This window comes from Gordonibacter pamelaeae 7-10-1-b (genome assembly GCF_000210055.1).
GTDB lineage: Bacteria > Actinomycetota > Coriobacteriia > Coriobacteriales > Eggerthellaceae > Gordonibacter > Gordonibacter pamelaeae.
The window spans coordinates 3,298,160-3,299,481 of the sequence record NC_021021.1; the positions used below are offsets into that span (position 1 = coordinate 3,298,160).

A 1,322-nucleotide genomic window follows, 5' to 3' on the forward strand; every position below is an offset into this window, starting at 1 on the left:
TGGCGGCGCAAGCGCGCGTCACCACCTCGCCCGTGAGGTCGGTGAGCGTGGCGTAGCCGCCCGCGGAGAACATGGCGCCGCACATCTCGTCGGCGATGTAGGCGTCCACGACCTCCGGATCGGTGGAGAGCCAGTCGAACGGCGTGCGGGCGTTCTCGATCTGCTTGGCGAAGGCGCCGGCGCCCAGGCCGTCGAGGAAGGCGCTCCGGTAGTCCTCCCCCTTCGACGCCGCGATGCGGCGCGCGAGGAAGCTGCCTGCCTTCGACAGCGCAAGCGGCTGGGTGCCGGTGCCGCAGATGACGGCCGCGGCCAGGCCCTCGGCGTGGCGGGCCAGGTAGGCGCGCACGACGAAGCTTCCCATGGAGTGACCGAACAGGATATAGGGCGCCTGGCGCGAGTAGCGGGCGGCCACCGTTCGGCGCAGCTCGTGGACGTCCTCGATGAGCACGTCCTTGCCGCCTTGCGCGGGCAGGCACCCCAGCTTCTCGGGGCCGGGCACGCTCTTCCCGTGGCCCACGTGGTCGCTCGCGCACACCGTGAAGCCGCGGCCCACCAGGTAGCGCGCGAACCCGTCGTAGCGTCCCAGGTGCTCGGACATGCCGTGCACGATCTGCACGACGCCGCGCGGCGCGGGCGCGCGCGTGCCTGCCGGACGCTCGGGTGCCCAGATCAGGCCCCTGATCTGGGACGTGCCGTCGTGGGACCGGAAGCCGATCGGAGCAGTGGAAACCGTAGCAGCCATGTGCGCCCTCCCCGGGAATCGTGTGGAGGTTCCATTATACCCGAGAAGCCGCGAGCGGCGGACGGACGGATGGGCACGATGGCTGGATGCCGGCGGGTCGGGCGGGCGCCCTTCGGCAAACTGGGCAGGCGGATGCCGGTGTGCCGGGCGGATGGATGCCGGCGGGCCGGGCGGGCGGCCCCCTGTCTGGCTGGTCGAGACCTCGGCACAGTAATCACCGATTTTCTACGCCCTGCATCCACCTCGGCAGGATCTGCGCTTCCTCGAAGCGACGCGACCAGGCGAAATGGGAATCGTTCGCACCGCGAGACAGGGAAAGCGACATTTTCCCGCGCAATAACGTCGAAAATCGGTGATTGCTGTGCCGAATAGGGAGCGGCGCCCTTAGGCGAGGGCGCGGATGTCGGCGAGGGTCACGGCGCCCTCGCGCACGATGGCAGGGGGGTCCTGCGTGCAGTCGAGCACGGTGGAGGCCACGCCGCTCTTGTCGTCGTCGGCCCCGTCGGGCACGATCGTGCCGACGCGCGCGGCGAGCTTTGGGTCGAGGGCGTCGAGGGCACCGGCAGCCGCACGGCCCGAG

General features: G+C 70.7%; 1 protein-coding gene and 1 pseudogene. Both read right to left on the reverse strand.

Going from position 1 to position 1,322, the window contains the following annotated elements:
• On the reverse strand, positions 1-742 hold a 742-nt coding region (locus GPA_RS15160; protein ID WP_049784194.1), incomplete at its 3' end, for an alpha/beta fold hydrolase.
• A 384-nt stretch (positions 743-1,126) separates the two neighbouring features.
• A pseudogene (locus tag GPA_RS15165) lies at positions 1,127-1,322 on the reverse strand (L-threonylcarbamoyladenylate synthase); the annotation flags it as partial.